10 protein-coding genes are annotated in these 12,274 nt (G+C 59.1%); 4 read left to right on the top strand and 6 right to left on the bottom strand.

The window, feature by feature from the left end; genetic code table 11:
* Nucleotides 1–255: 255 nt before the first annotated feature.
* Entirely contained in the window at nucleotides 256–1,092 is an 837-nt protein-coding gene (locus tag BK659_RS12110; protein WP_123425281.1) for a mechanosensitive ion channel family protein, read from the bottom strand.
* Between the two features lie 135 nt (nucleotides 1,093–1,227).
* Nucleotides 1,228–1,713 carry a YajQ family cyclic di-GMP-binding protein gene (locus BK659_RS12105; RefSeq protein ID WP_019693270.1) on the bottom strand — a complete coding sequence of 162 codons (486 nt, stop codon included), beginning with the start codon at nucleotides 1,711–1,713 and terminating at the stop codon, nucleotides 1,228–1,230.
* A gap of 142 nt (nucleotides 1,714–1,855) precedes the next feature.
* Here BK659_RS12105 and BK659_RS12100 point away from each other — a divergent pair, with 142 nt between their 5' ends.
* From BK659_RS12100 to BK659_RS12090, 3 genes are read left to right on the top strand one after another with little or no spacing between them, the layout of a single operon-like run.
* Complete coding sequence (locus BK659_RS12100; protein ID WP_123425280.1) at nucleotides 1,856–2,773, top strand: putative 2-dehydropantoate 2-reductase; 918 nt, start codon at nucleotides 1,856–1,858, stop codon at nucleotides 2,771–2,773.
* Between the two features lie 45 nt (nucleotides 2,774–2,818).
* Nucleotides 2,819–4,855 carry an ATP-binding protein gene (locus BK659_RS12095; RefSeq protein ID WP_123425279.1) on the top strand — a complete coding sequence of 679 codons (2,037 nt, stop codon included), beginning with the start codon at nucleotides 2,819–2,821 and terminating at the stop codon, nucleotides 4,853–4,855.
* A 2-nt stretch (nucleotides 4,856–4,857) separates the two neighbouring features.
* Nucleotides 4,858–5,439 carry a cob(I)yrinic acid a,c-diamide adenosyltransferase gene (locus tag BK659_RS12090; RefSeq protein ID WP_123425278.1) on the top strand — a complete coding sequence of 194 codons (582 nt, stop codon included), beginning with the start codon at nucleotides 4,858–4,860 and terminating at the stop codon, nucleotides 5,437–5,439.
* Between the two features lie 129 nt (nucleotides 5,440–5,568).
* On the opposite strand, the gene BK659_RS12085 is transcribed toward BK659_RS12090, so the two are convergent.
* The 4 genes from BK659_RS12085 to secA all read right to left on the bottom strand — a co-directional run bounded on the left by BK659_RS12085 (nucleotide 5,569) and on the right by secA (nucleotide 11,390).
* Nucleotides 5,569–6,513, bottom strand: coding sequence for a Nudix family hydrolase (locus BK659_RS12085; protein WP_123425277.1), 945 nt, complete (start codon nucleotides 6,511–6,513; stop codon nucleotides 5,569–5,571).
* Complete coding sequence (locus BK659_RS12080) at nucleotides 6,510–7,142, bottom strand: glutathione S-transferase family protein (RefSeq protein ID WP_123425276.1); 633 nt, start codon at nucleotides 7,140–7,142, stop codon at nucleotides 6,510–6,512. The genes BK659_RS12085 and BK659_RS12080 overlap by 4 nt, the downstream gene beginning before the upstream one ends.
* Before the next feature lie 156 nt (nucleotides 7,143–7,298).
* On the bottom strand, nucleotides 7,299–8,516 hold the full coding sequence (argJ, locus tag BK659_RS12075; RefSeq protein WP_054593724.1) for a bifunctional glutamate N-acetyltransferase/amino-acid acetyltransferase ArgJ: 1,218 nt from the start codon (nucleotides 8,514–8,516) through the stop codon (nucleotides 7,299–7,301).
* Nucleotides 8,517–8,654: 138 nt separating this feature from the next.
* Nucleotides 8,655–11,390 carry a preprotein translocase subunit SecA gene (gene secA / locus BK659_RS12070; RefSeq protein ID WP_123425275.1) on the bottom strand — a complete coding sequence of 912 codons (2,736 nt, stop codon included), beginning with the start codon at nucleotides 11,388–11,390 and terminating at the stop codon, nucleotides 8,655–8,657.
* 306 nt (nucleotides 11,391–11,696) lie between these two features.
* Here secA and BK659_RS12065 point away from each other — a divergent pair, with 306 nt between their 5' ends.
* On the top strand, nucleotides 11,697–12,152 hold the full coding sequence (locus tag BK659_RS12065) for a DUF721 domain-containing protein (protein ID WP_123425274.1): 456 nt from the start codon (nucleotides 11,697–11,699) through the stop codon (nucleotides 12,150–12,152).
* The last annotated feature ends 122 nt before the right edge of the window (nucleotides 12,153–12,274 follow it).

Here is a 12,274-nt window from a genome sequence, read left to right as displayed (position 1 = left end):
ACCCGTTTTCCAGTAGACCGTAAGGCTGCTCCGCTTAAGTGAACAGCATTACCATCACTGATGGGCCTTTTTTTGTGCCTGCTTTATGGCAATACAAAACCAACTTTAATAAATAGCCAGCTAATAATAAGCCAGCACCCTATTCCAGTTTCAGAGCAACAAAACAGCAGACTGTAAAAACACTCAAGGGGCTTATCGCCCCTTGAGTTCGTCGCCGATACTTGACCAAAAGGCCAAGTAACAAACCGGTACTTGTTACGCCGCTTCCTGAACCACGCGAATCACGCGCTGAGGAAACGGAATATCAATACCGGCGGCTTTCAGACGATCACGGGAATGTTCGTTGAACTGGAACAGCACATCCCAATAGTCGGCAGTATTCACCCAGACACGCAAGGACACGGTGATCGAGCTGTCACCCAAGGTCGAGACCACGGCCACCGCTGCAGGATCGGTCAGTACGCGTTTATCCTTGGCCAGTTCCAGCAGCACCTCACGGGCTTTTTGCAGGTCAGCGTCATAGTTCACACTAACGTCGAACACAACTTTGCGAGTCAGCTGACGGTTGGTGTTGGTGATGATGCCGTTGGACAAAATGCCGTTGGGCACGATGACCGTCTTGTTGTCGCCAGTGCGGATCACGGTATGGAAGATCTGGATACTGTCGACCGTACCCGCAGTGCCTTGGGCTTCGATCCAGTCACCGATCCGGAACGGACGGAACAACAGAATCAGCACGCCGCCAGCGAAGTTCGCCAGACTACCCTGCAACGCCAGGCCGATGGCCAGTGTCGCCGCACCGATAGCCGCCACGAACGAGGTGGTTTCCACACCGATCATCGAGGCTACGCTGACAATCAGCATTATCTTGAGAACGATGTTCGCAAGGCTGGTGACAAACCCCTGCAACGCCAGGTCGGCATTACGCATGGCCAGCAATTTGCCAACCTTGGCGGTCAGCTTGTTGATCAGCCACCAGCCAATGGCCAGGGTAATGACCGCCAGCAGCACACGGCTGCCGTATTCCATGATCATCGGGATCCAGGCCTGGGAAGCCTTGACCAGGTTGTCCACTTCAGCATTTATGTCCATTTGTCTCTCCTGATTCCCGGCTACCCGGCTTGTTGAAACTGAGCGGCAGAAAGATCGAACCGTCAGGGTTCAATCATTTCTGCCATTGCTTGGGCCTCGGACGTCAATAACGCCCGGAGGTTCCCTGAAGACTGATCAGTCGCGGAAGTTGTTGAACTGCAGCGGCATGCCAAATTCCTTGGCGCGCAAGGCCGCAATGGCTTCTTGCAGGTCGTCACGCTTCTTGCCGGTGATCCGCACCTGCTCGCCCTGAATGGCGGCCTGGACCTTGAGCTTGGCGTCTTTGACGTGAGCGACGATCTTCTTCGCCAGCTCCTTGTCGATGCCTTCCTTGAGCACGGCGTCCTGCTTCATCAGCTTGCCGGAAGCATAGGCGTCTTTTACCTCAAGGCACTGCACATCGATCTTGCGCTTGACCAGGGCCAGCTTGAGGATCTCGATCATCGCTTCAAGCTGGAAGTCGGCCTCGGCGGTCAGGTTGACGGTCAGGTCCTTTTCCTTGAACTCGAAGCTGCCTTTGCCTTTCAAGTCATAACGACGGTCGAGTTCCTTGACGGCGTTCTCGACCGCGTTGGTGAGTTCGTGTTTGTCCAGTTCGGATACCACGTCGAACGACGGCATGTAATTTCTCCAATAAAAAGGGCGCGCTCAATAGAGATGGAACACGCCTGGCTTGCGGTTAAAATCCGCGCTGATTATAACGGGTCTTTACCTTCCTACGCTGCGAGCCTCACATGCACCTGCCAATCCGAGCAAAACACTGATGTCGACCACCTGGCACGTCCTTGGCGCCGGCAGTCTGGGTACCCTGTGGGCCACGCGCCTGGCGCGGGCTGGCTTGCCGGTGAAACTGATTCTGCGCGACGCGGCGCGATTGCAGGCCTATCGTGCTGCAGGCGGGCTGACCCTGGTCGAACAGGGCGAAGCGCAGTTGTATGCGGTTCCCGGCGAGACCGTCGACAGCATCGGTCCAATACAGCTCCTGCTGGTGGCCTGCAAAGCCTACGATGCAGAAGCAGCGGTCGCACAACTGGCGCCGCGCCTTGCACCCGACGCCGAGCTGATTCTGTTGCAGAACGGTCTTGGCAGCCAGGACGCGGTGGCCGCACGCGTCCCGCAGGCGCGCTGCATCTTTGCCTCAAGCACCGAAGGCGCGTTTCGCGATGACGACTGGCGCGTGGTGTTTGCCGGTCATGGGTTCACCTGGCTCGGCGATGCCAGCCACCCCACCCCACCGATCTGGCTGGATGACCTGAGCGCCGCCGGCATCCCCCACGAGTGGAGCACGGACATCCTGACCCGTTTGTGGCGCAAACTCGCGCTCAATTGTGCGATCAATCCCCTGACAGTCCTGCATGATTGCCGCAACGGTGGCTTGCAACACCACCATTGCGAAGTCGCCACCCTCTGCGCCGAGCTGAGCGAGTTGCTGCAGCGTTGCGGTCAGCCGGCCGCCGCACAGAACCTGCAAGAAGAAGTCGAGCGGGTGATTCAAGCGACCGCCGCCAACTACTCGTCGATGTACCAGGACGTCGCCAACCAACGCCGAACCGAGATCAGCTATCTGCTGGGGCATGCCTGCACCGTTGCGTCGAGGCACCAACTGGTGCTGCCGCACCTCAACCAATTGCAGCAGCGGCTGATCACGCACTTGCACACGCACGGATTGCCCAGCGACTGAGCAGCGGCTACGCTGCCTTCCTGTTCCTTTTTAGCGACGACCCCGATGCCATTGCGCCAGCGCCTTGAAAACCTGCCGGTCGGCCAGAAACTGCTGGCCGCCCTGTTGGTGCTGTTGACCACCGTATTGCTGGTGGCCAACCTGACCTTTATCAGCGCCGCCTATTGGATCTCCCAGGAAAGCATGGCCCCGCAGGCCTTGCAGACCATCGGCCGCCTGGTGGCCAATCCGTCAATCGCCGCCCAGGCGCTCAACTCGCCAGAAGAAGCCCAAAGGCTGCTCAACGAACTCAACAGCTATTCACCGCTCAAAACGGCGGCGCTGTATGACGCTAAAGGCCAACTCCTGGCCCAGGTGCAGCACGGCGAAAAACTCAAGTTGCCCGAGCTCTATCGGAATATCGAAGCGTGGCAGGCCACCGAATTTCGCAGCAATCAACTGATCACCCTCCTACGCCCAGGCGAGGCGCCGGGCCATCTGCTGCTGGTAGCCAGCAGCGAATTGCCGATGGCTTTCTATACCGGTACTTTGACCGCCAGCCTCGGGATTCTGATATTCAGCGTGCTGTTGTGGCTGGTCATTGCCCGGCAGATCAAACGCCTGATCACCCGACCGATCCATGAACTCGAAGAATTGTCCCGGCAGGTCACTCGCGAAGAAAACTACGCCTTGCGTGCCTCTCGCGGTAACCACGACGAAATCGGCAGTCTCGCCGAAGCCTTCAATACCATGCTCTCGCGCATCGAAGCTCGCGAGCAGCAACTCAAGCGCGCGCGAGACGACTCCCAGGCTGCCTACGACCAGGCTCAGGGCCTGGCCGAAGAAACCCGTCACACCAACCGCAAGCTGGAGCTGGAAGTCCAGGTGCGGAGCAAGATCGAGAAGAAACTCACCGGCTTTCAGAACTACCTCAACAGCATCATCGACTCGATGCCTTCAGCACTGATTGCCCTCGATGAACAGCTCTACGTGACCCAATGGAACCAGGAAGCCAGCGCACTTTCCGGCACGCGCCTGGACGAAGCGCTGAACCAGCCGATCTTCCTCGCCTTTGAACCGCTTAAACCTTTCCTGCCGCAGCTCAAGGAAACCGTCGAGCAGCACAGCGTGGCCAAGATCGAGCGCGTCACCTGGATCAAGGACGACGAACCCAGGCATTACGCACTGACCTTTTATCCGTTGATGGGCGGCGCCGGGCGTGGCGTGGTCATCCGGATCGACGACATCACCCAGCGCCTGTCCCTGGAAGAAATGATGGTGCAGTCGGAGAAGATGCTCTCGGTCGGTGGCCTCGCCGCTGGCATGGCCCACGAAATCAACAACCCTTTGGGCGCGATCCTGCACAACGTGCAGAACATTCGCCGGCGCTTGTCGGCGGACCTGCCCAAGAATATGGAAACCGCCGAACAGCTCGGCCTCGAGCTGGACAGTGTCAATCGCTACCTGCAAAACCGCGAAGTACCGCAACTGCTCGATGGCATTCAACAGGCCGGCGCCCGGGCGGCGAAGATCGTCACCCACATGCTCAGTTTCAGTCGTCGCAGCAACCGCCAAATGGCCCCGTGCGACCTCCCGGCACTGATCGATCAAGCCGTGGAGATCGCCAGCAATGACTTCGATCTGGCCATCGGCTTCGACTTCAAGGGCCAGGCCATCACGCGCCAGTTCGACCCGCAGTTGGGCCCGGTGCCAGGCACCGCCAACGAACTGGAACAAGTGCTGCTCAACCTGTTGAAAAACGCTGCCCAGGCAATTCACCAGCGCGAAGACGACAGAGAACCCGGGCGAATTATTCTGCGCACCCGATTGAACCCGCCGTGGGCGGAAATTCAGGTGGAAGATAACGGCGTGGGCATGAGCGAGAACGTGCGAAAACGCACCTTCGAACCGTTCTTCACCACCAAGGAAATCGGCCAGGGCACCGGCCTCGGACTGTCGGTGTCGTACTTCATCATCACCAACAATCACAAGGGTCAGATGGAAGTGCAATCGACCCTCGGCCAAGGCACGTGTTTCACCTTGCGCCTGCCATTGGCGGGCACCCCGCTCGCCTCTCACGAACTCAAACAACTGGAGCGCTAAGCATGGGTTTTCGCTTGTCGAAGATTTACACCCGCACCGGCGACAAAGGTGAAACCGGGCTTGGCGACGGTCGCCGCGTGCCCAAGGATCATCCACGGGTTGAGGCCATCGGCGAAGTCGATGCGCTGAACAGTCAGTTGGGATTGCTGCTGGCCGGATTGGCCGAGCAATGCCGCGAACATCCTGACCTGGCTGAGGTGATCGAGGTGCTTGAACCTTGCCAGCACCGGTTGTTCGACTTGGGTGGCGAACTGGCAATGCCGGTGTATCAGGCCTTGAATGCGGCGGAAGTCGAACGCCTGGAAGCGGCGATCGATGCCTGGAACGAAGAGCTGGGGCCACTGAAGAACTTCATTCTGCCCGGTGGTTCCGCCTTGATTGCCCAAGCCCACGTCTGCCGCAGCCTGGCGCGCAGTGCCGAGCGACGTTGCCAGCATCTGAATGCGCTGGAGCCGTTGGCCGGGGTTGGCCTGGCGTATATCAATCGCTTGTCGGACCTGCTGTTTGTGGCGGCTCGGCTGATTGCCAAGCGTCAAGGGATTGCCGAGATTTTATGGCAGGCGGCGGACAAACCCAAGGTTTAGTCAGCTGAAGATCTGGCGTCTATCAGGCCGTCATCGCGAGCAAGCTCGCTCCCACAGTGGATTGGGGTGTACACAGATCCAATGTGGGAGCGAGCTTGCTCGCGATGGGGCCAGTAGCTACAACGCAAATCAGGCCTCAGGCCAAAACGCCCGAATCCCCGCCACGCCCTGCGCGCCCGCTTCCCAGGCTTTCTGCCGTTCAGCAGGCCCTACACCACCGAGCAGGAACACCGGTTTGCTGAAGCCTGCAATCAACTGCGAGGCCTGCTCCCAACCGAGTGGTAACGCATCCGGATGAGTCTGGGTCGGCTGAACCGGTGACAGGGTGACGAAGTCCACACCCATCTGCTCGGCCAGGCTCAGCTCCTCGGCGTTGTGGCAGGAGGCCGCCAACCAGCGCGAGGCTGGCAACGGACGCCCGGCGCTGGCGTATTTACGCAGTTGCGCGGCGGTGATGTGCCAGCCGGCGGCCGGGAAGTCTCCCAGCCACTCGAACGGGCCCTTGAGCATCAGCTGCGCCTTGCCGGCACACAACCCCACGGCGTCCACCGCCAGATCACGGTATTGCGGGTCGTAGCCATTAGGCGCACGCAACTGAATCAGCTTTATCCCACCGGCGATGGCTTTCTGAATACCGCGCAGCAGGGCCGGAGTTTCCAGGCCTTCCGGGGTGATCAGGTATTCGCCAGGCAGACGCGCAGCCGCCACGATCGGCTGGTTGGCGGCCGGAAACTCGTAGTCGCGCAGTTCACGCGCCGTCACCCACGCCAGAGGCTGGCCTTCAGCACCATGGGGTTCGCCGGTAAACGCCGAGACCTCCCAGACATCCAGCAACACTTGCTTGTCCGGATAGTCATGCTGAACCTTGATCAATGGCCGAGCGGCACTGACCACAATGCCCAACTCTTCCTGCAGCTCGCGGGACAACGCAGCTTGCACCGCTTCACCGTCCTCGACCTTGCCGCCGGGAAATTCCCACAGACCGCCCTGATGCTGGGTATCGGCGCGGCGAGCGATGAGGATCCTGCCGCTGGCATCACGGATGACAGCTGCCGCTACATGAACTCGTTTCACCGCACTATTTCCTCTAAACCGGCTTTCTGCCAGGCCTTGAAGGCTGGCCATTGGTAAATTGCTTCGACATAAGCGGCATCAACCGCCGGCAACGCTACTTGATAAGTACGCAAGCGCACGGCAATCGGTGCGAAAAAGGCGTCGGCCAGACTCACGCTCCCGAACAGGAACGGGCCGGTTTCGGTTGCAACCGCGCGGCATTCAGCCCACAACGCCAGCATCCGTTCGACTTCCACCGTCACTTCCGGCGGCATCGGCGACAGCGGCGCATCGTGGCTCAGGTCAAACGGCATGTTGCCACGCATGGCGAAGAAACCACTGTGCATCTGCGCGCACGCCGAGCGCGCCTGGGCACGGGCGGCAATGTCCTTCGGCCAAAGGTTGGCGTTCGGGAAACGCTCAACCAGATACTCGGCGATCGCCAACGAGTCGGCAATGGTGCCGTGTTCGGTTTTCAGCAATGGGACCTTGGCGGTCGGCGAGTGCTTGAGCAAGCGCTCGCGGGTGTCAGGCTGGTTCAGCTTGATCAGTTCTTCGGTGTAGGTCGCGCCAGCCAGTTCCAGCGCCAGAGCGCCGCGCAGGGACCAGGAGGAATACAGTTTGTCGCCGATGATCAGGTGGTAACTCATGTTCAGGCGCCTTTTTATGAAATGAACAAGCCAGTCTTGTGGTAACTGACAGACCCTCATCGCGAGCAAGCTCGCTCCCACATTGGATTTGTGTGCACCTCAATCTACTGTGGGAGCGAGCTTGCTCGCGATTGGAGCGATACGGTCTAAACGTAATTACGTGCGGTATTCGGCGTTGATCTTCACGTATTCGTGGGACAGGTCGGTGGTCCAGATGGTTTCGCTGCAATCACCGCGGCCCAGCTCGATACGAATGGTGATTTCTTCGCGTTGCATCACGGCCGAACCCTGGGCTTCGGTGTAAGTCGCGGCGCGGGCACCACGGCTGGCGATGCAGACTTCACCGAGAAATACGTCGATCTTGCTCACGTCCAGGTTCGGCACACCGGCACGCCCCACGGCCGCCAGAATGCGACCCCAGTTTGGATCGGAGGCGAACAGCGCGGTCTTGATCAATGGCGAATGCGCCACGGTGTAACCAACGTCCAGGCATTCCTGGTGATTGCCGCCGCCGTTGACTTCAACGGTGACGAACTTGGTCGCGCCCTCGCCATCGCGAACGATCGCCTGAGCCACGTCCATGCACACCTCAAACACCGCCTGCTTCAGCGCCGCGAACAGCGGACCACTGGCGGAGGTGATTTCCGGCAGTGCGGCTTTACCGGTGGCGATCAGCATGCAGCAATCGTTGGTCGAGGTGTCGCCGTCGATGGTGATGCGGTTGAACGACTTGTTGGCGCCGTCCAGCAACAGGTTCTGCAACACTTCGCGGGACACTTTGGCGTCGGTGGCGATGTAACCGAGCATGGTCGCCATGTTCGGGCGAATCATGCCAGCGCCTTTGCTGATACCGGTGACGGTGATGGTCACGCCTTCATGCTGGAACTGCCGGCTCGCACCCTTTGGCAGGGTGTCGGTGGTCATGATCCCGGTAGCCGCGGCCTCCCAATTGTTCTCCGACAGGTCGTCGAGGGCCGCTTGCAGCGCGCCTTCGATCTTTTCGACCGGCAGCGGTTCACCAATCACGCCGGTGGAATACGGCAGCACCAGGCTTGCATCGACACCGGTCAACTCAGCCAGTTTGGCGCACGTGCGCTCGGCGGCGGCCAGGCCAGGCTCACCGGTGCCGGCGTTGGCATTGCCGGTGTTGGTCAACAGATAACGTACCGGGCCCTGCACGCGTTGCTTGGCCAAAATCACTGGCGCTGCGCAAAAGGCGTTCAACGTGAACACACCGGCGACCGTGGAACCTTCGGCGCAGCGCATGACCACGACATCTTTGCGCCCAGGGCGCTTGATGCCGGCCGAGGCGATACCGAGTTCAAAACCGGCAACCGGGTGCAACGTTGGCAAAGGACCAAGACCAACAGCCATGAAAGCGCTCCTCTTAATGTAATGTCTGCACCGTCGTCGCCCTGTTCTTTTTAACGTGGCATCGGTGTTTTAAATGGTAAAACGCCGCGACGGCTGAAGCCGGTCGCGGCGCGGGTATTTCAATGTCTGGCAGAAATCTTAGTTGATCTGACCATGACAGTGTTTGAACTTCTTGCCCGAACCGCAGTAGCAGAGCTCATTGCGGCCCAGCTTCTGCTCGTTGCGCACCGGAGCGGCAGCGAGTGCCACATCGACCTCTTCGCCCAACATTTCCGGTTGCTCCAGACCAGGGGCTTCGGCGTGTTCGAACTGCATGCGTGCAGCCAGTGCCTCGGCTTCCTGACGCAGGCGCGCTTCTTCTTCGATCGGATCTTCGCGGCGAACCTGAACGTGCGACAGCACACGGATCGAGTCGCGCTTGATCGAATCCAGCAACTCGGAGAACAGCGTGAACGACTCGCGCTTGTATTCCTGCTTCGGGTTCTTCTGCGCATAGCCACGCAAGTGGATACCGTGACGCAGGTGGTCCATGGTCGACAGGTGGTCTTTCCATAGATCGTCCAGAACGCGCAGCACGATTTGCTTCTCGAAGGTACGCAGCGCTTCGGCGCTCGCTTGCTCTTCTTTCTCGTTGTACGCCGCCAGCAGCTCTTGCATCAGCTTCTCGCGCAGGGTTTCTTCGTACAGGTGATCGTCTTCATCGAGCCATTGCTGGATCGGCAGTGCCACCCCGAAGTCGCTTTGCAGGGCAGCTTCCAGACCGGCAACGTCCCACTGTTCAGGCAGCGATTTCGGTGGAATGCAAGTGCAGACGGTCGCGTCGAGCACGTCCTGACGGAAGTCGGCGATGGTTTCACCGATGTTATCGGCAGCCAGCAACGTGTTACGCATGTGATAGATCACTTTACGCTGTTCGTTGTTGACGTCGTCGTACTCGAGCAGTTGCTTGCGAATGTCGAAGTTACGACCTTCAACCTTGCGCTGAGCCTTTTCAATAGCGTTGGTCACCATGCGGTGCTCGATCGCTTCGCCAGGCTGCATGCCCAGGGCTTTCATGAAGTTCTTCACCCGGTCAGAGGCGAAGATACGCATCAGGCTGTCTTCCAGCGACAGGTAGAAACGGCTGGAACCGGCGTCACCCTGACGACCGGCACGACCACGCAGCTGGTTGTCGATACGGCGCGATTCATGGCGCTCGGAGGCGATCACCTGCAAACCGCCCGACTCGAGCACTTGCTGGTGACGCTTCTGCCAATCGGCCTTGATCTGGGCGATCTGCTCGGGTGTCGGATCCTCAAGGGAGGCGACTTCCACTTCCCAGTTACCGCCCAACAGGATGTCGGTACCACGACCGGCCATGTTGGTGGCGATGGTCAGCGCACCCGGGCGACCGGCCTGAGCGATGATTTCGGCTTCTTTTTCGTGGAACTTGGCGTTCAGAACCTTGTGTTCGATGCCTTCCTTCACGAGCAGGCTGGACATGTGCTCGGAGGTTTCGATGGTCGCGGTGCCCACGAGAACCGGACGCCCCTGAGCCATGCTTTCCTTGATATCGGCAACGATGGCAGCGTATTTCTCATCCGCGGTGAGGAACACCAGGTCGTTGTAGTCTTTACGCGCCAGCGGCTTGTTCGGTGGAATGACCATCACCGCCAGACCGTAGATCTGGTGGAATTCGAACGCTTCGGTGTCCGCCGTACCGGTCATGCCGGACAGCTTGTTGTAGAGACGGAAGTAGTTCTGGAACGTGGTCGAGGCCAGGGTCTGGCTTTCGGCCTGGATGTTCAGGTGTTCCTTGGCTTCGATGGCCTGGTGCAGGCCTTCGGACAGACGGCGACCCGGCATGGTACGACCGGTGTGTTCGTCGACCAGGACGACCTGACCGTCCTGGACGATGTATTCGACGTTGCGATTGAACAGCTTGTGCGCGCGCAGACCGGCATAAACGTGGGTCAGCAGGCCCAGGTTGTGTGACGAGTACAGGCTCTCGCCTTCGGCCAGCAGGCCAATGCGGGTCAGCACGTCTTCGATGTACTGGTGACCGGCTTCGTTGAGTTCGACCTGACGGGTCTTCTCATCGACGGTGTAATGACCGGCCTTGGTGACGACACCTTCGACTTCTTCGATATGCAGCTCCAGTTGCGGGATCAGTTTGTTGATCTCGATGTAGAGCTTGGAGCTGTCTTCAGCCTGACCGGAAATGATCAGCGGGGTACGGGCTTCGTCGATGAGGATCGAGTCGACTTCGTCGATCACGGCAAAATTGAGTTCGCGCTGGAATTTTTCTTCCATGCTGAACGCCATGTTGTCGCGCAGGTAGTCGAAACCGAATTCGTTGTTGGTGCCGTAGGTGATGTCGGCGGCGTAGGCGGCACGCTTCTCTTCCGGCGGCTGGAACGGCGTAACCACGCCGACGGTCAGGCCGAGGAATTCGTAGAGCGGACGCATCCAGTTGGCGTCACGACGAGCCAGGTAGTCGTTCACGGTGACAACGTGCACGCCATTGCCGGACAACGCGTTCAGGTAAACCGCCAGTGTTGCCACCAGGGTCTTGCCTTCACCGGTACGCATTTCGGCAATCATGCCTTCATGCAAGGTCATGCCGCCGATCAACTGGACGTCGAAGTGGCGCATACCCATAACCCGCTTGCCGGCTTCGCGGGCAACCGCAAAGGCTTCAGGCAGCAGTTTGTCGAGGGTTTCACCTTTGGCGATGCGGGCCTTGAACTCATCAGTCTTGGCGCGCAGCTGATCGTCCGAAAGGGCCACCATTTGCTCTTCGAAGGCATTGACGATCTGTACCGTCTTGAGCATGCGTTTGACTTCACGCTCGTTCTTGCTTCCAAAAAGTTTCTTTAACAAAGGCGCAAACATATCGGCAGGATCTTCCACACAAAGGGATGGAGGGCGGCCCCGTGAGTCGCCCGTGCAGCCCTCATGGCCGCATGCGAACGAGCATTCTACCCGGAAACGATGGTGAGGAAAGTGGCGTTGTTCCACGATGCATGCACAGCGCTGTTACGGGGCTCACTTAAAATAAGGGCTTTTTGCTGAACTTCAAGCCATTCACGGCATAAGTTACTCGTTGATTTAATGAGTAAAGCGGTCACAAAGCAATGGGTCAGGCGCATCAAGTGCTTTCTGCTACCATGGCGGCTCTGTTACTTCAGGTGCCCCCTCATGGCATTTCGCCCTCTTACGGCCAGAGCACCCGCCGTTCTGCTTCGCGAAGCCAAACCGTTAAAAGCCATTTTCGGTCACGCACAACGCCTGGGTCATTTACAGCGGTTACTGGAAAGCCAGTTGCAGCCCGCCGCCCGTGAACATTGTCACGTGGCCTCGTGGCGCGAAGGCAGTTTGTTGCTGATTGTCACCGACGGTCATTGGGCAACCCGTCTGCGCTACCAGCAAAAGCGTCTGCAACGGCAATTACAGATGTTCGACGAATTCGCCAGCCTGACGCGAATTCTGTTCAAGGTGCAACCGCCGACCGTGCAGCAAGGGGCGACTGGCCATACCATCAGTTTGTCGATCGATGCGGGCGCAACCATCCAGGCTACAGCCGATGGCATCAGCGATCCGAAATTACGTGCAGCGCTGGAACGCCTGGCGGCTCACGCCAAACCGAAGGTTTAGAAGCGGGATCAAAAGATCGCAGCCTGCGGCAGCTCCTACGTGGGTGGGCGCAGGAGCTGCCGAAGGCTGCGATCTTTCGCTTTTTGGCCGCCTGTCGCGTCGCCGATTTCAAGCCCCTAAGC

This window comes from Pseudomonas brassicacearum (genome assembly GCF_003732225.1).
GTDB classification, from domain to species: Bacteria; Pseudomonadota; Gammaproteobacteria; order Pseudomonadales; family Pseudomonadaceae; genus Aquipseudomonas; species Aquipseudomonas brassicacearum_E.
Note: the sequence above shows the minus strand (reverse complement) of the source record. Positions and strands in the feature narration are given on the sequence as shown.

Excerpts from the sequence above, each read along its gene's own strand:
- BK659_RS12065 (WP_123425274.1), top strand. The coding sequence starts at position 11,697 with ATGGCATTTCGCCCTCTTACGGCCAGAGCACCCGCCGTTCTGCTTCGC.
- BK659_RS12080 (WP_123425276.1), bottom strand. The coding sequence starts at position 7,142 with ATGAGTTACCACCTGATCATCGGCGACAAACTGTATTCCTCCTGGTCC.
- BK659_RS12110 (WP_123425281.1), bottom strand. The coding sequence starts at position 1,092 with ATGGACATAAATGCTGAAGTGGACAACCTGGTCAAGGCTTCCCAGGCC.
- BK659_RS12100 (WP_123425280.1), top strand. The coding sequence starts at position 1,856 with ATGTCGACCACCTGGCACGTCCTTGGCGCCGGCAGTCTGGGTACCCTG.
- BK659_RS12095 (WP_123425279.1), top strand. The coding sequence starts at position 2,819 with ATGCCATTGCGCCAGCGCCTTGAAAACCTGCCGGTCGGCCAGAAACTG.
- BK659_RS12090 (WP_123425278.1), top strand. The coding sequence starts at position 4,858 with ATGGGTTTTCGCTTGTCGAAGATTTACACCCGCACCGGCGACAAAGGT.
- BK659_RS12105 (WP_019693270.1), bottom strand. The coding sequence starts at position 1,713 with ATGCCGTCGTTCGACGTGGTATCCGAACTGGACAAACACGAACTCACC.
- secA (WP_123425275.1), bottom strand. The coding sequence starts at position 11,390 with ATGTTTGCGCCTTTGTTAAAGAAACTTTTTGGAAGCAAGAACGAGCGT.
- argJ (WP_054593724.1), bottom strand. The coding sequence starts at position 8,516 with ATGGCTGTTGGTCTTGGTCCTTTGCCAACGTTGCACCCGGTTGCCGGT.